Annotated in this window: 16 protein-coding genes, 2 tRNA genes, 2 rRNA genes and 4 pseudogenes; 10 read left to right on the top strand and 14 right to left on the bottom strand. The window is 47.1% G+C overall.

All coding sequences use genetic code 11. The features are described 5' to 3' along the window. The 6 genes from UNITIG_RS15425 to UNITIG_RS25130 all read right to left on the bottom strand — a co-directional run. Window positions 1-1434: ribosomal RNA gene (locus UNITIG_RS15425) — 23S ribosomal RNA — on the bottom strand; the annotation flags it as partial. A 417-nt stretch (window positions 1435-1851) separates the two neighbouring features. Next, window positions 1852-1927 (bottom strand) — tRNA-Ala (locus UNITIG_RS15420). Between the two features lie 227 nt (window positions 1928-2154). Beyond that, window positions 2155-2231, bottom strand: a tRNA-Ile gene (locus UNITIG_RS15415). Window positions 2232-2455: 224 nt separating this feature from the next. After that, window positions 2456-3986 (bottom strand): 16S ribosomal RNA (locus UNITIG_RS15410). A gap of 495 nt (window positions 3987-4481) precedes the next feature. Continuing rightward, a complete protein-coding gene (gene tyrS, locus UNITIG_RS15405; protein ID WP_101759176.1) occupies window positions 4482-5786 on the bottom strand; it encodes a tyrosine--tRNA ligase in 1305 nt (434 codons plus the stop codon). Between the two features lie 370 nt (window positions 5787-6156). Next, on the bottom strand, window positions 6157-6291 hold the full coding sequence (locus UNITIG_RS25130) for a hypothetical protein (protein ID WP_255399601.1): 135 nt from the start codon (window positions 6289-6291) through the stop codon (window positions 6157-6159). Between UNITIG_RS25130 and UNITIG_RS24485 the strand changes: the two are divergent. From UNITIG_RS24485 to UNITIG_RS15395, 3 genes and pseudogenes are all read left to right on the top strand, one after another. Further along, window positions 6262-6441 (top strand): annotated as a pseudogene (locus tag UNITIG_RS24485) (LysM-like peptidoglycan-binding domain-containing protein); the annotation flags it as partial. The gene UNITIG_RS25130 and the pseudogene UNITIG_RS24485 sit on opposite strands and share 30 nt — an antisense overlap. A 254-nt stretch (window positions 6442-6695) precedes the next feature. Then, window positions 6696-7388: a M23 family metallopeptidase gene (locus UNITIG_RS24480; protein WP_235015419.1), complete on the top strand. Its 693-nt coding sequence runs from the start codon at window positions 6696-6698 to the stop codon at window positions 7386-7388. Continuing rightward, window positions 7388-8496: pseudogene (locus tag UNITIG_RS15395) on the top strand (anhydro-N-acetylmuramic acid kinase). The gene UNITIG_RS24480 and the pseudogene UNITIG_RS15395 overlap by 1 nt, the downstream one beginning before the upstream one ends. A 12-nt stretch (window positions 8497-8508) precedes the next feature. Here UNITIG_RS15395 and UNITIG_RS15390 read toward each other — a convergent pair. The 6 genes and pseudogenes from UNITIG_RS15390 to argC all read right to left on the bottom strand — a co-directional run bounded on the left by UNITIG_RS15390 (window position 8509) and on the right by argC (window position 11689). Beyond that, window positions 8509-8970 carry a DsrE family protein gene (locus UNITIG_RS15390; protein ID WP_101759175.1) on the bottom strand — a complete coding sequence of 154 codons (462 nt, stop codon included), beginning with the start codon at window positions 8968-8970 and terminating at the stop codon, window positions 8509-8511. 27 nt (window positions 8971-8997) lie between these two features. Beyond that, window positions 8998-9349: pseudogene (gene erpA, locus UNITIG_RS15385) on the bottom strand (iron-sulfur cluster insertion protein ErpA). 88 nt (window positions 9350-9437) lie between these two features. Then, on the bottom strand, window positions 9438-9644 hold the full coding sequence (locus UNITIG_RS25690) for a polymer-forming cytoskeletal protein (protein ID WP_369809176.1): 207 nt from the start codon (window positions 9642-9644) through the stop codon (window positions 9438-9440). Beyond that, window positions 9641-9835 (bottom strand): hypothetical protein, encoded by a 195-nt coding sequence (locus UNITIG_RS25685; protein WP_369809175.1) that lies wholly within the window; start codon window positions 9833-9835, stop codon window positions 9641-9643. Before UNITIG_RS25685 ends, UNITIG_RS25690 begins: the two co-directional genes overlap by 4 nt. 33 nt (window positions 9836-9868) lie before the next feature. Beyond that, entirely contained in the window at window positions 9869-10630 is a 762-nt protein-coding gene (locus UNITIG_RS15375) for a DUF6776 family protein (RefSeq protein ID WP_101759174.1), read from the bottom strand. Window positions 10631-10648: 18 nt separating this feature from the next. After that, complete coding sequence (gene argC, locus UNITIG_RS15370; RefSeq protein ID WP_101759173.1) at window positions 10649-11689, bottom strand: N-acetyl-gamma-glutamyl-phosphate reductase; 1041 nt, start codon at window positions 11687-11689, stop codon at window positions 10649-10651. Window positions 11690-11877: 188 nt separating this feature from the next. On the opposite strand from argC, the gene UNITIG_RS24475 reads away from it, so the two are divergent. The 5 genes from UNITIG_RS24475 to UNITIG_RS15350 are packed head-to-tail and all read left to right on the top strand — an operon-like array spanning window position 11878 to window position 14915. Further along, window positions 11878-12639, top strand: a complete 762-nt coding sequence (locus UNITIG_RS24475; RefSeq protein ID WP_235015418.1) for a chloride channel protein — start codon at window positions 11878-11880, stop codon at window positions 12637-12639. Beyond that, window positions 12636-13655 (top strand): chloride channel protein, encoded by a 1020-nt coding sequence (locus tag UNITIG_RS24470; RefSeq protein WP_369809174.1) that lies wholly within the window; start codon window positions 12636-12638, stop codon window positions 13653-13655. Before UNITIG_RS24475 ends, UNITIG_RS24470 begins: the two co-directional genes overlap by 4 nt. A gap of 21 nt (window positions 13656-13676) precedes the next feature. Then, a complete protein-coding gene (gene hemJ, locus UNITIG_RS15360; RefSeq protein ID WP_101759172.1) occupies window positions 13677-14096 on the top strand; it encodes a protoporphyrinogen oxidase HemJ in 420 nt (139 codons plus the stop codon). Window positions 14097-14130: 34 nt separating this feature from the next. Next, on the top strand, window positions 14131-14325 hold the full coding sequence (locus tag UNITIG_RS22895; RefSeq protein WP_145999192.1) for a bifunctional hydroxymethylpyrimidine kinase/phosphomethylpyrimidine kinase: 195 nt from the start codon (window positions 14131-14133) through the stop codon (window positions 14323-14325). Beyond that, window positions 14238-14915 carry a bifunctional hydroxymethylpyrimidine kinase/phosphomethylpyrimidine kinase gene (locus tag UNITIG_RS15350; protein WP_101759170.1) on the top strand — a complete coding sequence of 226 codons (678 nt, stop codon included), beginning with the start codon at window positions 14238-14240 and terminating at the stop codon, window positions 14913-14915. The genes UNITIG_RS22895 and UNITIG_RS15350 overlap by 88 nt, the downstream gene beginning before the upstream one ends. Window positions 14916-14946: 31 nt before the next feature. Here UNITIG_RS15350 and UNITIG_RS15345 read toward each other — a convergent pair whose 3' ends face one another. Continuing rightward, window positions 14947-17691 (bottom strand): EAL domain-containing protein, encoded by a 2745-nt coding sequence (locus tag UNITIG_RS15345; protein ID WP_101759169.1) that lies wholly within the window; start codon window positions 17689-17691, stop codon window positions 14947-14949. Then, complete coding sequence (locus UNITIG_RS15340) at window positions 17688-18134, bottom strand: type IV pilin protein (protein ID WP_101759168.1); 447 nt, start codon at window positions 18132-18134, stop codon at window positions 17688-17690. The genes UNITIG_RS15345 and UNITIG_RS15340 overlap by 4 nt, the downstream gene beginning before the upstream one ends. Before the next feature lie 241 nt (window positions 18135-18375). Here UNITIG_RS15340 and hemL point away from each other — a divergent pair, with 241 nt between their 5' ends. Together hemL and hemB are read left to right on the top strand one after the other, a co-directional pair. After that, window positions 18376-19656, top strand: a complete 1281-nt coding sequence (gene hemL / locus UNITIG_RS15335) for a glutamate-1-semialdehyde 2,1-aminomutase (RefSeq protein ID WP_101759167.1) — start codon at window positions 18376-18378, stop codon at window positions 19654-19656. A gap of 64 nt (window positions 19657-19720) precedes the next feature. Then, a pseudogene (gene hemB, locus UNITIG_RS15330) lies at window positions 19721-20688 on the top strand (porphobilinogen synthase). Window positions 20689-20726 lie beyond the last annotated feature (38 nt).

Genomic DNA, 20726 nt, shown 5'->3' with positions numbered 1-20726 from the left:
ACAACCAACGCCGCGCTGGCCTAGCCTACTCCGTCCCTCCATCGCAATATGCAGAAGTACAGAAATATTAATCTGTTTCCCATCGACTACGCATTTCTGCCTCGCTTAGGGCCGACTAACCCTGCCCTGATTAGCATGGGACAGGAAACCTTGGTCTTCCGGCGTGGGGGTTTTTCACCCCCATTATCGTTACTTATGTCAGCATTCGCACTTCTGATACCTCCAGCAGACTTCTCAATCTGCCTTCAACGGCTTACAGAACGCTCCTCTACCATGCATATAAATATGCATCCGCAGCTTCGGTTAGCAATTTAGCCCCGTTACATCTTCCGCGCAGGCCGACTCGACTAGTGAGCTATTACGCTTTCTTTAAAGGATGGCTGCTTCTAAGCCAACCTCCTAGCTGTCTGGGCCTTCCCACATCGTTTCCCACTTAATTGCTATTTGGGACCTTAGCTGGCGGTCTGGGTTGTTTCCCTCTCCACGACGGACGTTAGCACCCGCCGTGTGTCTGCCATGATTGTACTCCTGGGTATTCGGAGTTTGCATCGGGTTGGTAAGTCGGGATGACCCCCTAGCCGAAACAGTGCTCTACCCCCAGGGTAAGACATGACGCTCTACCTAAATAGATTCGAGGAGAACCAGCTATCTCCCGGCTTGATTAGCCTTTCACTCCGAGCCACAGGTCATCCGCTCATTTTTCAACATAAGTCGGTTCGGTCTCCAGTGCCTGTTACGGCACCTTCAACCTGCCCATGGCTAGATCGCCGGTTTCGGGTCTAAAGCCTGCAACTATGACGCCCTATTAAGACTCGGTTTCCCTACGGCTCCCCTAAACGGTTAACCTTGCTACAGACCTTAAGTCGCTGACCCATTATACAAAAGGTACGCAGTCACACCACGAAGGTGCTCCCACTGCTTGTACGCATACGGTTTCAGGTTCTATTTCACTCCCCTCTCCGGGGTTCTTTTCGCCTTTCCCTCACGGTACTGGTTCACTATCGGTCAGTTAGGAGTATTTAGCCTTGGAGGATGGTCCCCCCATCTTCAGACAACATAACACGTGTGTCGCCCTACTTAATACGTCAATAATCGTTTTCGTGTACGGGGCTATCACCCTGTATCGCCAGACTTTCCAGACTGTTCCACTAACTCATATTGCTCGGCTAGTCCCCGTTCGCTCGCCGCTACTAGGGGAATCTCGGTTGATTTCTTTTCCTCCGGGTACTTAGATGTTTCAGTTCTCCGGGTTCGCTTCTACACACCTATGTATTCAGTGTGAGATACCCAACTTATGTTGGGTGGGTTTCCCCATTCGGACATCTCTGGATATAACGGTCGGTTGCCACCTCCCCAGAGCTTTTCGCAGGCTCCAACGTCCTTCATCGCCTCTAACTGCCAAGGCATCCACCGTATGCGCTTAGTCACTTGACCATATAATCAAATAGTCTTTAACAACCATCTTCATCTATGAATCTAAGAAACTGAGCATGAATAGCAGGGACTTAATTCCGCTACTCATGTTTTATGATCGCCGGATCATACAGTTTTTACACTTGAGAAATTACAGTTGATCTAATCAATCGCAGTCATCACAACCACGTTCAATTACATCAGTGTCAAATAGTCATCGGCTAGGATGACTACTCAACGTGTTGAATATGTAGAATTGAATTACATATTCAACGGTTTAATCAGCTTATCTACCTTGTTAAAGAACATCTGGTCGTTAAAAAACCAGAAACCTATTTTTTAGACTCATCGAATTGAGTGTTCTAAAAAATACCTTTCTGGCATCTTTACTTAGTAATAGCACGATCATGAATATTGACGTCAACCATTTACAATAAATGGTGGAGCTATGCGGGATCGAACCGCAGACCTCCTGGATGCAAACCAGGCGCTCTCCCAGCTGAGCTATAGCCCCTTTAACCTGTCTTTTTTGCGTTTGGACTGCGTTGCGCCGCTTCACTCGCTCGATCACATACTGATGCATGCTCACTCACTTGCTCATTGCGCGCCTTGCCAATCACAAAAAATCCGGCGTTAAAACCGAACAATATAAGGCGGTGATTTTTGTGCTGATCGAGACGGGAAGATCCGATGTGTGCGAATAGCACATGAGAGACTTTCGAACGAAGAGCAGCGCAAAAATGGTAGGCCTGGGCAGACTTGAACTGCCGACCTCACCCTTATCAGGGGTGCGCTCTAACCAGCTGAGCTACAGGCCTATTTTAACTTGTCTTTTTTGCGCTTGGACTGCGCTGTGCCGCTTCACTCACTCGATCACATACGCTGGTATGCTCACTCGCTCGCTCATTGCACGCCTTGCCAATCACAAAAAATCCGGCGTTAAAACCCTACGGGCCTGTTGACCCTATTGGGTATCGCTATTACTACCAGTTCAGATCAAGTAATTCGTGTGAACGCTTACACATCAAATCGACGTATAAGTTAAGGAGGTGATCCAGCCCCTGGTTCCCCAAGGGCTACCTTGTTACGACTTCACCCCAGTCATGAACCACTCCGTGGTGACCGTCCCCCGAAGGTTAGACTAGCCACTTCTGGAGCAACCCACTCCCATGGTGTGACGGGCGGTGTGTACAAGGCCCGGGAACGTATTCACCGTGACATTCTGATTCACGATTACTAGCGATTCCGACTTCACGGAGTCGAGTTGCAGACTCCGATCCGGACTACGACCGGTTTTATGGATTAGCGCCCCCTCGCGGGTTAGCAGCCCTTTGTACCGGCCATTGTAGCACGTGTGTAGCCCAGGTCGTAAGGGCCATGATGACTTGACGTCGTCCCCACCTTCCTCCGGTTTGTCACCGGCAGTCTCCTTAGAGTTCTCAGCATTACCTGCTAGCAACTAAGGACAAGGGTTGCGCTCGTTACGGGACTTAACCCAACATCTCACGACACGAGCTGACGACAGCCATGCAGCACCTGTCACTGAATTCCCGAAGGCACTCCCGTATCTCTACAGGATTCTCAGGATGTCAAGACCTGGTAAGGTTCTTCGCGTTGCATCGAATTAAACCACATGCTCCACCGCTTGTGCGGGCCCCCGTCAATTCATTTGAGTTTTAACCTTGCGGCCGTACTCCCCAGGCGGTCAACTTAGTGCGTTAGCTGCGCCACTAAGAGATCAAGTCTCCCAACGGCTAGTTGACATCGTTTACGGCGTGGACTACCAGGGTATCTAATCCTGTTTGCTCCCCACGCTTTCGCACCTCAGCGTCAGTATTGGGCCAGGCTGCCGCCTTCGCCACTGATGTTCCTTCTAATATCTACGCATTTCACCGCTACACTAGAAATTCCACAGCCCTCTCCCATACTCTAGCTACCCAGTATCGAATGCAATTCCCAGGTTGAGCCCGGGGCTTTCACATCCGACTTAAATAGCCGCCTACGCGCGCTTTACGCCCAGTAATTCCGATTAACGCTTGCACCTTCAGTATTACCGCGGCTGCTGGCACTGAATTAGCCGGTGCTTCTTCTGCAAGTAACGTCACAGCTAGCAGTTATTAACTACTAACCTTTCCTCCTTGCTGAAAGTGCTTTACAACCCGAAGGCCTTCTTCACACACGCGGCATGGCTGCGTCAGGGTTTCCCCCATTGCGCAATATTCCCCACTGCTGCCTCCCGTAGGAGTCTGGGCCGTGTCTCAGTCCCAGTGTGGCTGATCATCCTCTCAGACCAGCTAAAGATCGTCGCCTTGGTGGGCCTTTACCCCACCAACTAGCTAATCTTACGCAGGCTCATCCAATAGCGCGAGGTCCGAAGATCCCCCGCTTTCCCCCTTAGGGCGTATGCGGTATTAGCATGGTTTTCACCATGTTATCCCCACTACTAGGTAGATTCCTACGCGTTACTCACCCGTCCGCCACTCTACTCACACCGAAGTGCTTTCACGTTCGACTTGCATGTGTTAGGCCTGCCGCCAGCGTTCAATCTGAGCCATGATCAAACTCTTCAGTTTAATCTTTTACCTCTACCTTTCGGTAAGAGGAGACCATTACGCGATTACCTCGCTTCATGATCCAAAATCTCGGCTCAGGAATTAGTTTCTATCTTTTCATTTGCATGATTCGATGAGCCACTTATGTTCCTGATAATAATTTACATCATCATCAACACGTAAGCGCCCACACGAATTACTTGATCCAATCTGTTAAAGAGCTTGGTAAACCGCTCGGGTTTTACCGTATCTTGCCAGCGAAGCGCTACGCTTGCTCTGACAAGGGAGGCGAATTATACAGAGTATACTCACCTTGGCAACTGTTATTTTCAACTAATTTCAAAAGAATTATTTGAAGATTTTGCTTAGCTTGCCACTCCCTTAAAGTCGGTCTTACTCGACAGGAGAGGCGCGCATTATAGGGATGCGGAAGCCGCTGTCAACGACTAGTTGAAAATTATTTCAGCGCCGCTCAACAAACCATCAAAACGCTTAAAAAGACACCTTTTACCCACGTTACAGCTCAAAGAGATGGTATTTCTTCTTGCCTAACTTAACGATAAAAAAACGCTCATAAAGCGCCGCACTTTGAGCAAAGGCTTCAGCAGAGCGATTATTCTCATCAATCCCTTTAGCCACACCATTAATCAAAACCGCACGACGAACCAACGCATCTTTAACTTCACGCCCCGCCTTTGCCATTCCACACTCAGTCAAAAGGCCTGTCAGCGGTTTTTCGTAAACATCTTCTGGCAATTTACTTGATGGCATACCATCGAGCATTAACTGCTCCAACTCAGCCTCTGACAAATCCTGGGGAATACCCTCAAACAAAGCCCTAGAAATCCGCTGAGCAGACTCAACCAATTCGACACCATGTACTAATCTGGTGACTCCAACAGCTAAAGCAACTTTGTGAATTCGAATATCTCCACCACCTTCTGTAAAAGCCGCCTCCATTGCATCAATTTCTGCTACCGACAGAAAAGTAAAATAACGAAGAAATTTATACACATCAGCATCAGCGGTATTTAACCAAAATTGATAAAACGCATAAGGGGAGGTTTTTGCTGGATCCAACCAGATAGTGCCACTTTCTGTTTTTCCAAACTTGGTACCATCAGCCTTAGTCACCAACGGCAACGTCAGACCATAGACCTGCCCACTATAACGGCGCCGGGTCAACTCTACCCCACCAGTAATATTGCCCCACTGATCCGAACCACCAATCTGCAGAGTGCAGTTATTCGCCTTATAAAGCTCAGCAAAATCCAGAGACTGCAATATCATATAGGTGAACTCGGTAAAGGAGATACCCTCACCTTCACGCTCAATACGCTGTTTTACCGACTCTTTTTTGATCATCTGATTAACGGGGAAGTGCTTTCCTATATCACGCAGGAAAGTCAGCACATCCATATCACCAATCCAATCCAGATTGTTGACGACCTTGGCAGCATTCTCCCCGCAGTCGAAATCAATAAATCGGCTTACCTGCGCCCTAAGCTTATCAACCCAGCTAGCCACCACATCGGGAGTATTGAGCTTGCGCTCCTCCGCCTTAAATGAAGGGTCACCAATAAGCCCCGTTGCACCACCGACCAGTGCCAAAGGCTTATGCCCCGCCAACTGAAAGCGCCTTAACGTTAACAACGGCACCAAACTGCCAATATGCAAACTATCAGCTGTAGGATCAAAGCCGCAATAGAGGCTGCGGGAGGCATTAGTCAGATGCTGCTCCAGCTCTTCATCCGCCGTAGTTTGCGCCACCAAGCCTCTGGCCCGCAAATCAGCTAACAACTCCTTGCCCTCTATCGACATTTTTTCACCCTATACAAACTATTTAATTCTACCTATCAGAATGCGGCAAACCCTGATTGATTAATCACATTAAAACCATCAATATGCCGCCCGCGAAAGAGCGCGCACGATACCGCAACCATCGGTAAATGCAAGCCACAGCAACGAGCCAAGCCCCCCTTGACGCTAGCTCGACTTGAAGAATTCTAGGGGTTTTTGAAATTTTTGTTATACTTCCTATAGTTAGGGTCGATTACTAGAAATTATTGAAAGTGTTATGGAACAAACAAGCGCACCAAAACCCCGTCTAAGCCAACTAGCTGCAGACTACCCACGCAAACATCTGGTACTGGCCAGTGTCGTCATTGCTGTGGTTTTCGTCGTCCTTCTATTAACACCAGGACAAAATGCTGAGGCCAATCGCATTAGCCTGCCACTGGATATCCAACTTGAGGCCAAACACACCAGCAGCAGCGAGCCTGAGAGCAAACCCGGCATCCCCTGGACGGAAGTTAAGGTTCGTCAAGGAGATAACCTATCCAAAATTTTCCAACGAGCATCCCTCCCCGCCAGTGACGTCTATAACATAGTCAGCAACAGCAAGGATTCTAATGGGCTGTTACGATTACACCCAGGCCAGACACTGGCCCTTCAGATTGACGATGACGGCAAATTACAAGCACTCAAATATATTCAAAACAAATTTACCAGCACATTATTTGAGCGAGACGACGACCACTTTCTCACCACCCACATTCAACGAGAACCAGAGATCCGTCAAAATTACAGCAGCGCAGTGATATCGTCATCTTTATATATTGCCGCTCAAAACTCAGGGCTTTCACAAAACCTCATTATGGAGCTTGCCAATATTTTTGGGGCGTTATCGACTTTGTCTATGATGTCCGGGCCGGTGACAGCTTCACCATTATGTACGAAGAACAATTCCTTGATGACGAGAAAACCGGGAACGGCCCGATACTCGCAGCGCAATTTACCAATCGCGGAGAAACGTATACCGCTTATCGCTATACTTATGCCGATGGCAGCATCGGTTATTACAACGAAGAAGGCATCAGTATGCGTAAAGCCTTTTTACGCGCCCCTCTTGATTTCAGTAGAATCAGCTCAGGCTTTAACTTAAAACGACTTCACCCAGTATTTAAAACCACACGCCCGCACCGGGGTATTGATTATGCAGCCTCCCAAGGCACACCCGTTTATGCCGCCGGCGATGGCCGTGTAGTAGAAGCCGGATACACCAAAGCCAATGGTAACTATGTATTTATCAACCACGGCTCTAGCTACACAACTAAATACCTGCACCTGCATAAGCGTGCGGTACGCAAAGGCCAAAAAGTAAAACAACAACAGACTATCGGCTGGGTAGGTTCCACCGGCTATGCGACCGGCCCACATTTGCATTATGAGTTTTTGGTGAATGGCGTACACCGCAACCCAAGAACTGTACTGAAGTCTTTACCTAAAGCCAAAAGCATTGATGACGGCAACAAGGATCGCTTTCTTGCGCAAATTACCGGCTTTCAAATGCAGCTGGCGAGTTACAATAACCAACGCAGTTTGGCAAAAGCCACTCAAGCGAATGCTAGCTCCACGCTTTAATGGCCACTGACCAAGACTCCTCTCTATATATCGGCCTGATGTCGGGCACCAGCATCGATGCCGTCGATGCTGCTCTTGTCGATTTCAGTACCGATAAACCCAAACTAATTGCAGCCATTGAACATCCTATTCCTGCATCACTGAAACAACAACTGACTGACCTATGCCAACCAAGCAGCAATGAAATTAATCACATGGGGACTGCTGACAGAGCACTCGGCAAAGCTTTTGCTGATGCGGTCAAAACATTATTAACCCACTGCAAAGTTAATCATTTTGACATTACCGCTATCGGTAGTCATGGCCAAACTATTCGCCACCATCCTAATGGCGAACACGGCTTCACCCTGCAAATTGGCGACCCCAACACCATTGCACTTACAACTGACATCACTACTGTGGCTGATTTCCGTCGTAAAGATGTCGCCGCTGGTGGTCAAGGTGCACCACTTGCTCCCATTTTCCATAGAGCATTATTTGGCAGCAGTAACAAAAGCCGCGCCATTATTAACATAGGTGGCATCAGCAATATTTCTATTTTAAGTAGTGATGGCAGCACACGAGGTTATGATACAGGACCGGGTAACGGGCTAATGGATCTGTGGATACACAGACACCAGGGACAGGCTTACGACAAAGATGGCTGCTGGGCAGCTACTGGCAAAATTATTCCCGAATTACTCGAAAAATTCCTCTCAGAAGATTTTTTTTCCTTACCCACACCCAAAAGCACCGGCAGAGAATTATTTAACGACCAATGGTTAACAGAAAAAATTGCCCAGCAAAAGTATTCGCCAGAAGACGTTCAAGCCACACTACTTGCATTCACGACTGAATCGATCGCTATCGAAGTCGAGCAACTAAAAGACACTAACGACATTTATATCTGCGGCGGCGGGCTTACAACAACACCTTGATGCAAGCACTGGAAGCCCGATTACACCCCAGAATTATCGCGAATACACAAAGCCTCGGCATCGCGCCCAAATGGGTTGAGGCTTGCGGTTTTGCCTGGCTAGCCAAACAAACACTCGCAGGGATTAACAACAATGAACCAACGGTAACCGGCGCAACACGGCACACTATTCTAGGTGCAATTTATTTCTAACCCACCGCAGCATTAAAAATAAACATACTTTTCTTTTTCCATTAATCGCGTTGTTTCATCTGGACCAAACGGTACCGTAGAAATAAACGGTGGCAATTGACTATCATCCACATTATGAACCCCCATCCAAGTGCGGCAAACTTTAATATCTACCACCCTGAATGCACTTAGCCGCGCGGCCAGATCCACCAAGGACTTATGCGCGGCATAATTCACTTTTAATAAAGACAGCACCTCTGGCCCATGCAGAACAAAAGCCACCGGTGTATCAACTCCCGCCATAAACTCACCGGAATCAAATAATTTTTCTGCGCGTAACAACAGCTGATTTAATTCTGCAGCCGTATGCACTTCAAGATGGGAAATATAACGAGGAGAGTTTTCCTGAATGGGAATCAGCTGCGCAGAGAAATTTTGCCCCTTCGCAGCGATGGAGAATAACAACATACAACAAACAACAAGCCGCGTAGCCATTCCCAATCCTTCTATTTTTATTATGGCTCAAATGGAGAATGACGCTCCACAACCACAGGTAGTTTCAGCGTTGGGATTATTGACCACGAAACGGGAACCTTCCAAACCCTCTTGATAATCCACTTCCGCTCCGACTAAATATTGATAGCTCATCGGGTCTAACAAAGCAGTAACCCTCTTTTTCAACGCAGGTATCATCTTCAGCTACAATTTCATCGAAGGTAAAACCATACGAAAACCCCGAACAACCACCACCGGTGACAAACACCCGTAGTTTTAATGCATCATTTGCCTCCGCGTCAACCAGGCTCTTGACCTTGGCAACGGCATTATCCGTCAGGAATAGGGCTTGGGGAGTAAACTGCTCCACTGCCGACATACTACAACCTCATCTCAATCTGTGACTAACAACGCTCAAATTATGCTTAATCCCGAGCGATTTAGTCAACTATACCACAACCTGAATGCTAGGCCGCAGGCTGTTTCTCTACTTCCGGCTTAGGCTTAGCTGTTTTTTTTGTCGCCCCCGCGTAGACCAGGTTACCGTTGAGTTGAGCACCTTTGACCATTTCGATTAAATTATAATGAACATTACCTTCAACGCTGGCCTTGGCTGCCAGCTCAACATGCTGGTCACAGTGCACGTCCCCTAACACTTCGCCGTTAATAATCACTTTAGGCGCGTGAATTTCGCCCTCGACTCGACCCCCTCAACCACCCGTACCGTGGCGCCGCTGTCAGTTTTGGCCTTAATATTGCCGCGCACCAAACCTTGAATTTCCAAATCACCAGAAAAGTGAACATCACCAACGATTTCAGAATCTTTGGAAATCAAGGTCGTGGAATTACCACTTTGAAATGCCATTGTTATACCCTATTCAGTGTTTTTAATTGATCGTTAAGTACTTTCACCCTGCACCACCCAACCATAAATTTTCTCGGACTTCGCCCTCTTTGGCTTAGTTGCTTTGGCAATAATTTCAACTCGCTCAGGATAAAACCCCTCCGGTAGCTGTAATTCGCCTTCCACATATTGAAAATATTTAAAACGTAGCTTGATCGGCTTCTCACTCACCTGCTCGGACAAACGATCCAAAGTATAACTTTGCTCCTGCTCAATACCCGCTGCATCGGCCTGCTTACCCACCAATAACACCGACACATTTCCGTTTAATACAGTATGCTTTAGTGCCAGCTGTTGTAGCACCAATTTAAACTGCAAGCGCCTTGCATCCCCCTCCGCATAAACCTCCCAACTACGAATCCCTAAACCACTCTCTCTATCAGTAGGCGCCATCAACCCCTTATAGAAACTGATCTCCTCAGTGAGCTCATTAATTGTTTGCTTTTGCTCTCTAATAGTCGCCCGCACATCGTCGACCGCTTCACGGTCCACTTCAGCACCAACACGGCTATTAACCAGCTGCTGGCTTGCCTGTTGTAATTGCTGCTCAGTTTGCTGAAGCTGCAACAAGGTTTGCTGGTGCACAATTTTTAATTGGCCAAATTGCTCATGTAAAACGCGACCACCCTGCCAATAAGCAATAGCCACTGCAACAATTAGCACCACTAGCAACACAGAGACAATCAAAACACGCCGCTCAGGGCGATCCTGCACCACCACTGAACGAATTTGTTTACTGCCTTTAACTTCAGACATAAGCTATTTTCATCTTTTTTAAGGCATCAATGCGACAGTTTCCAAGCCGGCAGTTTCTTCCAGCCCAAGCATAATATTCATATTTTGAATTGCTTGACCCGAAGCTCCCTTGACCAGATTGTCAATTACCGATAACACTACCAGCGTATCCCGGTTTTGCGGCCGGTGGATGGCTAACCGGCAAAAATTTGCCCCCCGCACACTCCGTGTTTGCGGGTGACTCCCCAATGGCATCACATCAACAAAAGGCTCTTGCGCATAACGCTGCTCAAATAAGTGCTGGATTTCATCCAGCGCTACCGCACTGTCAGTCAGTTCAGCATATAAGGTCGAATGCATCCCGCGCACCATCGGCACCAGATGAGGAATGAACGTTAAATTCACCTCTCGGCCACCAATATCCCTCAAGCCCTGTTCAATTTCAGGCAGGTGACGGTGACCTTGAACCCCATACGCTTTAAAACTATCACCAACCTCAGCGAATAAATTATCAATTTTCGCCTGCCGTCCAGCACCACTGACACCAGACACAGCATTAGCAATCAACCGCTCCTCATCCACTAAATTATTTTCCAATAACGGTAATAAACCCAACTGCACGGAGGTGGGATAACAACCCGGACAGGCAACTAACTGCGCTTCTTTAATAGCCGCCCGATTGAATTCCGGCAAACCATAAACCGCCTCTGCTAATAAATCAGGACAGGCATGGGGCTCGCCATACCATTGAGACCAGAGCTGATGATCCCGAATCCTAAAATCGGCCGACAAATCCACCACCCGAGTATCCAAGGCCAGTAATTCTGGCATCATATTCATCGCTACATTGTGCGGTGTTGCAAAAAACACCACATCACATTGCGATAATACTTTTGGATCAGGATGTGAAAAACGAATATCCAAGTGACCACGCAGACTGGGATACAACTCATCCACTCGCAAACCGGCCTCAGCCCGCGATGTAATTGCAACAATTTCTGCCTGCGGATGAGTAATCAACATCCGTAATAGCTCGACACCGGTATAACCTGTGCCACCAACAATACCTACTTTAACCACGACATTGATTCCACTCAACGCTCAACAACGAAGCTGAGCTGGTTACAAGAAAACTGACAAGATGAGTTATAATAAATCAATCTAACAAGTTACGTAAGCTATTGCTGCCGAAAGCGCCCTCCATTCTGCAGTTAACGGTAATAAACAGATAACAAAACGGGCAGCAACGTAAACGCCAGGCGCGTCGCATGACGCTTAGATCAAATAATTCACCGGAACCCGAACCATCAATGCAGCATTCCTGGTTAAGCACTTTTCGCCACCGCCTGGCTGATGCCAACTCACTCATCCACCTCTCGGCGCTGGGTGTTATATCTGGCTTTAGTAGCGCCCTGGTTATTTTATTATTTCGGCTACTGATTGATTCGTCATCACAACTGCTACTGCCAGGCGACAATCCAGAAAATTTTGAAGCCCTGCCAAGCTGGTTACACTTTGCTTTACCTGTTGCAGGTGCCGTGATCATGGGCCTGGTCATGCGACGCATGAATCCAGCTGACATTAAAGTCGGCATTGTTCATGTCATCACTCGGGTACACGGACACCAAGGTCACTTCCCGGTTAAGAACGCCCTGATCCAATTTTTTGGTGGCGCCTTTGCTATTTTCACCGGTCAGTCAGGTGGTCGCGAGGGGCCTGCCATCCACCTAGGTGCAGCAGCTAATAGCTTTCTAGGCCGCAGCTTACTACTCCCCAACAACAGTATGCGCATGCTAGTAGGCTGCGGTACCTCTGCTGCTATTGCCGCCTCCTTTGACACACCTATCGCAGGGGTTATTTTTGCAATGGAGGTGATCATGTTGGAGTACACCGTCGGCAGTTTTATCCCGGTAATGCTGGCGACCGTTACTGCTACTGCACTAACTCATGCTTTTTATGGCAACGAGGTACTGTTTTCGATTCCTCCACTCGACACCACACCACTATGGGAGCTGCCTATATCGCCATGATGGGCCTTGTCATCGGCGCGCTTGCAGCATTTTTTACCGCCTCTATGAAAATAGGTATGCGCTATGCGGACCAGCCAGTTCTTAAACGCTTTACCATCGCAGGGCTCATCACTGGCATTTGTGCACTCATGGTACCTGAAGTATTGGGGCTAGGTTACGACAGCCTCAATGCAGCACTCGCGGGCGAATTGGCATTACCGTTACTTATCGCCTTGATCTTGACCAAATTACTTACCACGAGTTTTAGTATTAGCCTGGGGCTACCCGTGGGACTTATTGGTCCCAACTTACTAATCGGCGCCTGCGTAGGAAGCGCTATGGGCACATTGGGCGCGGTTTTCTATCCCGCTGCCGCTGACCATCACAGCTTTTATGTGCTATTAGGCATGGGGGCAATGATGGGTGCGGTACTGAATGCACCACTTGCTGCACTCATGGCACTTATGGAGTTGAGTAATACCACGACTATTATTTTCCCTGGCATGCTGGCCATCACTATTGCCACCCTGACGACAAGCGAGATATTCAAACAGCGCTCGGCACACCAAACTGCACTCAATATGATGGATCAAACGCTGCCAACAGACCCCGTCAGTCTGGCACTACAACGTACCGGCGTCGCATCCATAATGCACACCGAGGTCAGCAAAATAACGGCTGAGTTATCAGCGGATGCAGCAAAAAGATTAGACACCAGCAAAAGCAATTACTTTGTTATTGATGGCGACACATTACGGCTAGCCCATCGTCGCGATTTAATTCAAGCTGTCAATACAGCGCTTGAAGAAATGGACCACGAAACCGCACTCAAATTCATCGATATCAATACGTTGGATATACAAACCCAGCCCCTGACTGAATTGTATATTCAGGCCACCCTATGGGAAGCGCTATCTACAATGAACAAACATGAAGTAAATGCTGTGTATATTTCCAGCAAAGACCGGCTGCAAAGACATGGTATCGTTACCCGCAAGGCTGTTGAAGCCTATTACCGAACCGCCATCAACACCTAACATCAATCGACTGAAACTATTATGCTCTGGATAAAAGCCTTTCACATCATCGCCATCGTCTGCTGGTTTGCCGGCATTTTCTATTTGCCACGCCTGTTCGTCTATCACGCCATGGCCGAAGACCAAGCCACACGCGAACACTTAAAAATCATGGAGCGTAAGCTCTACCGGTTTATGTCACCGTTTGCCGTATTCACCCTCGTATTTGGCGGCTGGCTAGCCAGCTACAACTGGGCGTATTATTGGCAATCAAAATGGTTTATCGCTAAATCAGTATTAGTAGTCATACTAATTATTTATCACGGCGTGTGTGGCCACTTTGTGCAACAATTGCAACAAGATCGCTGTCAGCGCAGCCATGTATTCTATCGCTGGTTTAATGAAGTACCTGTATTGGTTTTATTTGCCGTGGTGATTTTAGTCGTAGTAAAGCCATTTTAACTAGTCGCCACTACCCAATCGTAAGGTTCTCGTCATGCAAGATTTACTCGCCAGCACTCCCGTTGTCCTTAGTATTAACAACCTCGACCCCAGCGGCGGTGGCGGTATTTCTGCTGACATCGAAACGCTCACCAGTCTAGGCTGCCACTGCACCCCATCATTAGCCAGCTGTCCGCTCGCGACACCAGCAAAGAAATTGACAGCCAGATCACCGACAGTCATTTATTAATTGAACAAATTCGCGCCATACTTGAAGACATCCCTATCCACTTATTCAATATTGGCGAGCTCGCCAGCATCAGCAATACCGAAGCGATGCACACCATTCTTAATGATTACCCAAACATTCCAGTACTGCTCCATTTAAAACTAAACTCTCTCAATAAAAAAATCGGTATGGATCAGGCGCTCAGCAACTTATTATTCGGCCAAACTGATTTACTCATCCTGAACAAACAAGATGCACTTGCACTCGCACCCGGTGCCGATACTCTGGCGGCCTGCGCACAGGAAATCTTAGAATACGGTTGTAAAAACATTCTTATTTGCGACAGCAATAACGGCAGCAACGAAATATACAACTATTGGTTTTCTGCCCACAGCAATAACCAATGCTATCAATGGCAGCGTTTACCGAATACTTTTCTGGGTGCCGCCGATACCTTATCCGCCGCCGCTGCCGCCTATCTGGCTCACGGCTTCAGCATGGCCGAATCGATTCAGCAAGCGCAACAGTTTACTTTTCAAGCGTTACAAAAAGGCCGCCGAGTAGGCATGGGGGAATTACTCCCCGACCGCATGCACTGGAGCAAAAAATAAGTACTCAGGAAATTTTAAGCTACTATCAGCATTACCTAACAAAAAATGTTTTTTCAAAAAATGTTTCAAATTGCTTTGCAGGCAGCGGCCGAGAAAATAAATAACCCTGAATAGAATCACAGTGCGAATCTATTAAAAGCGATAACTGACCTTGATGCTCCACCCCTTCGGCAACCACCAGCAGCCCCATCTCCTTAGCCAATTTAATGGTCGAATCAACAATTGTGTAACTGACCCTGTCTGTTTCTATAAGATCAATGAATGATTTATCAATTTTTATTTTTTCGACAGGTAAATTAAGCAACAAGGACAGGGAGCTGTAGCCGGTACCGTAATCATCAACAGAGAAAACAATCCCTATTTTTTTCAAGGCAACAACTGCGTCCGTAAATTTTGTTAAATCTTCAGAATAAGCGGTCTCCGTAATCTCAAACTCCAGCGCCTCACCACCACAATTCACCTCTTGTAAAATATTGATTACATCACTGTAGAAATTTTCACTCATTAACTGACTAACCGAAACATTAATTGCGACTCGTCCAATATTAATGCCACTATCGATCCATTCTACTTGCTGTTTGGCTGCACTATGAATAACCCAACGACCTATATCTGAAATCAACCCATGAGTTTCAGCTAAGGGAATAAATTTATCCGGCGAGACTAAACCTCGCTCCGGATGATTCCAGCGAATCAACGCCTCACACCCGTCCATCAAAGCCGTAGACAAATCGACCTTGGGCTGAAAAAATAACTCGAACTCATCACACTCCAGCGCCCGATGAAACTCTGCAATAATCTCTTCACGCTCCAGCGAAGACCGATTATAAACCTCGGAATAATAACGATAGCAATTTCGGCCTTCGCTCTTAGCCTGATACATCGCTTTATCTGAAAATCTCAATAATTCCTCAGCTGCCTCACTATCATCAGGATAAGCAGCAATACCAATACTTATTGAACACGTGAGTCTTTTATTGTCTAGGATGATTGGTTTAACTGCTGCCACCCTGATACTTTCTGCAACCAGACCCGTTTCCTCTACAACTTTCGACTTATCATAAGATCCGCAGTTATAGATAATCACGAACTCATCCCCACCTAACCGATACACCACACCTGAGTCTATTTGGGCAGTCAATCTTGACGCCATGATACCCAAAAGCTGATCACCCGCATCATGTCCATAGGTGTCATTAACCCCTTTAAATCCATCAATATCGACAAAGAAGACACCTAATTTCTGACCGCTTTTTTTGGCCTGATCAATACCGTGAGACAGTTGCTCATTAAACAAATAACGATTGGGCAGACCGGTCAACACATCATAGTGAGCCTGTTTAAATAAACGCTCCTCCCAATCAGCATTGCTCAGAGCAACTGTAATATGATCAACAAATGAATTAGCAATCCCGCATAAATCATCCTCTGGCTGGTGGTCAAACTCTGCAATCAGCACCGCCTTGGCGCGCTGATCATGCCACATGACAGAGGTATACAGCACCGCCTCAGCCGCCCACAGCGCAGCTAACTCTGCATTCAACGAAAGTGTAGAGGCATGGTTAAACTCCAACGGCCGATGAATAGCATCCAGTAACGTTCGATCCAAAGTAATATTGTTATTTTTCCCCTGACTGGAAAAAACGAGATACTCTTCCGAACTGTTATTAGCCACCAAAAAATAAATAGCTTTAGCTTGAAGTAATTGAGCTCCCTCATTTACTACAACATCTACAATATCTTCAATTTTCAGCCGATTTAGAATTAACTGATCCACAGCGGAAAGGGAATTAATAGCCTGAATATGTCGGCCTATCTTAGCCGACATTTTATTAAACGTGTCACCCAACAACTCAAATTCATCGCCGCTCTTGATAATGACTGGCGAGTTAAATTGATTGGCATCTATATCATCAATCCCCTTTCTCAGAGCTTCGATTGGCTGCAAGCTTCGCCGGATCACATTCACACTAATAAAAAAGGCCAACAAAATAGCGAGCAGTGTTATCAACGTTACAAGGGTCTGGAATTCCGCCTGCTCTACAAATGAACGCCCCTCTTGAGACAGGACCTCGACTCTCCACGCACTGTCACTGGAAAAACCTGTAAACACCAACAACCATGAAGCGCTCGATTTCGGTAGGATTGAATTTTGCCCTAAACCATTATCCACATAACTGTTAAAAAGCAGTTGATTATTTTTGTCGTAAATCTTAAATTCTTTAGCCAAATCAAATTCAGCTAAACCTTGCCACAAATATTGCGTAGATACCCTGAAGGCAAGTAACCGGCCATCTCCACTGTCACCCATCCTAAAAATCAACCAAATCGCCGTGGTCGATCCATCTACCAGTAGCATACCCTTATTACCGATTTCTTGATGCGCATTATCATAAGCAGCTTTGTATTGCGAAACCCAAGAGGGTGTAGATTGATTTACGGTACTATCTACGACACTAAAAGCTATAATTTCAGAAAACTCCGGCCGCCTAACAGCCCCTAAGCTTATAGTTGCCGCAACATCCGTAGATTTTTTAAGCTCCGCCAAAACAATCAAGCTTTCACGCCTAAGCAACTCTATTCGCTCATAGATTAACAGACCAAAAGTTTTAGCCGTTCTAGATAATTCTTGGGTTTGCTGATGCTGGTATAAAACATTAACTCGCTGCGTAGTCACCAAAAACAGAACTACCATTGGCGTTAACGCCGACAACACAAACAGCAGCAACGTGCGTCGAGCTAATTTTGATTTAAGGAAAGTATTAGATTCGATCAATAATCTTCTGCCAATCCGAAGAAAGCACCGTTGCCCGCTCGAATCACATCATCACGACTACTTTTAGCCGTTAACGGGCCTACCGTTTCACCGTCCTTACCCGCACTATATAAATCAAAATCAGCATTGATCGGCACCAGATTTTTATCTTTCCGTAATGCACCTTTGCCCTTTGTCGCCGCTATATTTGTATAGTAATAAGGATTGCCCCAAGGATCATTTAATTGCCAGCCAAATTCAGCTAGCGTATTAGGGTAATTATTTTCCGATGCAAAGTGCCGTTCCAGAGCTTGGGATATAGCAGATAGATCTGATACCGCCCGAACCACGTCGGCACGATCCTGATACTTGGCGTATGATGGAAATGCAATTGAATAAATGACGCCAACAATTGCTAGTGCCAACATCAATTCTATTAAGCTAAACCCCTTCTTTTTAAACATGGATTAGTCCAATCGGTTATAGCTAGCAACAAACAACAAAGTCATAGGCAGGGCCTTTCGAGTTAAGAAACCGTCAACCAATATAGTACTCTTTTGCTAAGAGCTTTATACGCAAAAACACTTACTCCGCAAAATATTGCTCTAGTCTAGACCAATATACTTCCATAGAATCAGCATCTAGGCTGGTTTTTATTCACTAATAACCTGATAATTCTCTTTTAACAACTTTTAGCTATACACCATGACCTCATCTGAACAACTATTCGAACAAGCCAAGCTGTACATCCCTGGCGGTGTTAACTCACCAGTACGCGCCTTCCGCGCAGTGGGTGGCACACCAGTGTTTATCGATCGCGCTCAAGGTGCTTATATTTATGACTGCGAAGGCAAACGCTATATCGATTACGTACTGTCTTGGGGACCGATGATTTTAGGCCACGCCCACCCAGCGATTATGCAAGCAGTACAAGCAAAACTGGCCAAGGGACTAAGCTTTGGCGCACCTACAGAAATTGAAACCGAGCTCGCCAAAGAACTGTGCCGCATCATGCCTAATATGGATTTAGTGCGGATGGTCAACTCCGGCACCGAAGCCACCATGAGCGCCATCCGTTTAGCCCGAGGCTATACCGGACGCGATAAAATTATTAAATTCGAAGGCTGCTATCACGGCCATTCCGACTCACTGCTTATTAAAGCAGGCTCTGGCGCACTGACTATGGGTGTACCCAGTTCACCCGGCGTACCTGCGGCTCTGGCCGATCACACGATCACGTTGACTTATAACGATATTGAAGGCGTAAAACAGGCCTTTGCTGAAATCGGAGAACAAGTCGCCTGCGTTATCGTTGAGCCTGTCGCCGGTAATATGAATTGCGTGCCACCTGTCCCAGGTTTTTTGGAAATGATTCGCGAGCAATGCACCCAATACGGCAGTGTGTTTATTATCGACGAAGTGATGACCGGGTTTCGTCTGGGATTAACTGGCGCTCAGGGTTATTACAATATTGAAGCAGACTTAACCACGCTGGGTAAAGTCATCGGTGGCGGTATGCCAGTAGGCGCCTTCGGCGGCAAGCGTGAAATCATGGAACAAATTGCGCCACTAGGTCCGGTCTATCAAGCAGGTACCTTATCCGGCAATCCCATGGCAATGGCTGCAGGTCTCGCGCAATTGGCGGAACTTCAAAAAGAGGGGTTTTATCAACCACTATTTGATAAAACGACTAGCTTAGCTAAAGGCCTGGAAAAAGCGGCACAAAGCGCCGGTATTCCATTCACTACCAATCATGTTGGCACTATGTTCGGTGGATTTTTTACTGACGAAACTACCGTAACCAATTATCAGCAAGTCATGAATTGCAACAACGAACGCTTCAATCAATTCTTTCACGGTTTATTAGCCGCTGGAATCTATTTAGCGCCAGCGTCGTATGAAGCGGGCTTCATGTCTGCCGCCCATACCGACAACGACATACAATATACGTTAGAAGCGGCAAAAAAAGCTTTCTCCCAACTTTAAGCCTGCCAGCGAAAAGGAACATCACATGACTCAACTACAACGCGGACCGTTTCCCAATACCCGCATGCGTAGAATGCGCAGCAATGACTTTTCCCGTCGATTAATGCGCGAAACGGTTTTAACCGTCAATGATTTAATTTTTCCGGTGTTTGTGCTGGAAGGCAGCAAGCAGCGAGAGGCTATTCATTCCATGCCCGGCGTCGAACGCCTCAGCATAGATTTGTTAGTAGAAGAAGCAAAATTATTGCACAGCCTTGGCGTGCCGGCACTGGCGTTATTTCCAGTTACCCCGCAGTCGGCCAAAACCGAATTTGCTGAAGCAGCATACGATCCTGATGGTTTAGCTCAACGAGCCGTAAAAGCACTTAAGGATGCGGTTCCCGATTTAGGTGTCATCACCGACGTTGCGCTGGATCCATTCACGGTTCATGGTCAGGACGGTATACTCGACAACAGTGGCTACGTACTCAATGACCGCACCGTTGAAACGTTAATCAAACAAGCTCTCTCTCATGCCGAAGCCGGCGTCGATATTGTTGCCCCTTCCGATATGATGGATGGACGGATCGGTAGCATTCGGCAAGCACTGGAACAGGCCAACTTTGTGAATACCAAAATTCTCGCCTATTCCGCCAAATACGCATCGGCTTATTACGGCCCATTCCGTGATGCCGTGGGTTCGGCCGGCAATCTTAAAGGGCAGATAAATACAGCTACCAAATGGATCCAGCGAATAGTGATGAAGCCTTGCATGAGTGTGCGCTGGACCTGCAAGAAGGGGCCGATATGCTAATGGTCAAACCCGGCATGCCCTATCTGGATATCGTCCGCCGCATTAAAGATGAGCTAGCCGCGCCTACCTTTGTCTATCAAGTCAGCGGCGAATATGCGATGCATATGGCGGCCTTTGAAAAAGGCTGGCTAGACAAAGAGCAGGTTATGATGGAATCGCTGACCGCCATCAAACGTGCGGGGGCCGATGGTATTCTCACTTATTTTGCCAAAGACGCCGCAATTCTCTTGAACCGCTAAGGGCTAATCGCCATTCCCCTGCTACACTATTTAGCATT

The organism is Oceanicoccus sp. KOV_DT_Chl, assembly GCF_900120175.1.
Classification (GTDB): domain Bacteria; phylum Pseudomonadota; class Gammaproteobacteria; order Pseudomonadales; family Dasaniaceae; genus Oceanicoccus.
The sequence above is the reverse complement of the archived record's forward strand: the minus strand, read 5'-3'. Positions and strand labels throughout refer to the sequence as shown.

Coding starts and splice junctions, on each gene's coding strand:
- UNITIG_RS15390 (WP_101759175.1), bottom strand. CDS start 8,970: ATGGCTACGCGGCTTGTTGTTTGTTGTATGTTGTTATTCTCCATCGCT.
- UNITIG_RS24475 (WP_235015418.1), top strand. CDS start 11,878: ATGACGCTTAGATCAAATAATTCACCGGAACCCGAACCATCAATGCAG.
- UNITIG_RS22895 (WP_145999192.1), top strand. CDS start 14,131: ATGCAAGATTTACTCGCCAGCACTCCCGTTGTCCTTAGTATTAACAAC.
- UNITIG_RS24470 (WP_369809174.1), top strand. CDS start 12,636: ATGATGGGCCTTGTCATCGGCGCGCTTGCAGCATTTTTTACCGCCTCT.
- UNITIG_RS15375 (WP_101759174.1), bottom strand. CDS start 10,630: ATGTCTGAAGTTAAAGGCAGTAAACAAATTCGTTCAGTGGTGGTGCAG.
- tyrS (WP_101759176.1), bottom strand. CDS start 5,786: ATGTCGATAGAGGGCAAGGAGTTGTTAGCTGATTTGCGGGCCAGAGGC.
- hemL (WP_101759167.1), top strand. CDS start 18,376: ATGACCTCATCTGAACAACTATTCGAACAAGCCAAGCTGTACATCCCT.
- UNITIG_RS25685 (WP_369809175.1), bottom strand. CDS start 9,835: ATGGCATTTCAAAGTGGTAATTCCACGACCTTGATTTCCAAAGATTCT.
- UNITIG_RS24480 (WP_235015419.1), top strand. CDS start 6,696: ATGTACGAAGAACAATTCCTTGATGACGAGAAAACCGGGAACGGCCCG.
- UNITIG_RS15340 (WP_101759168.1), bottom strand. CDS start 18,134: ATGTTTAAAAAGAAGGGGTTTAGCTTAATAGAATTGATGTTGGCACTA.
- hemJ (WP_101759172.1), top strand. CDS start 13,677: ATGCTCTGGATAAAAGCCTTTCACATCATCGCCATCGTCTGCTGGTTT.